Raw genomic sequence first — 227 nt, forward strand, 5'->3', positions numbered from 1 at the left:
TTCCTAAAGAGACAACTTCAGCACCTAATGATGTGAAAAGCTGATGATACAAATCTCGCCCTGAACTAGAATGTTCATAAATACCAATTTTTTTTCCGCAAAGTAAGTATTTGTCAAATAGAGATGTGTATCTAGCTATATAATTATCAGCAGCATCAGTACATTTAACGAGAGTAGGCAATGCAGATATTTTGGAAAAAGAGTAGTTACTATTAGAAATGGAGTAT

General features: G+C 33.0%; 1 pseudogene. It reads right to left on the minus strand.

Annotation, left to right across the window (positions count from 1 at the left end):
* A pseudogene (locus COJ96_RS28360) lies at positions 1 to 227 on the minus strand (hypothetical protein); the annotation flags it as partial.

Origin of the sequence: Bacillus sp. AFS073361 (assembly GCF_002567005.1) — a bacterium.
Classification (GTDB): Bacteria; Bacillota; Bacilli; order Bacillales; family Cytobacillaceae; genus Neobacillus.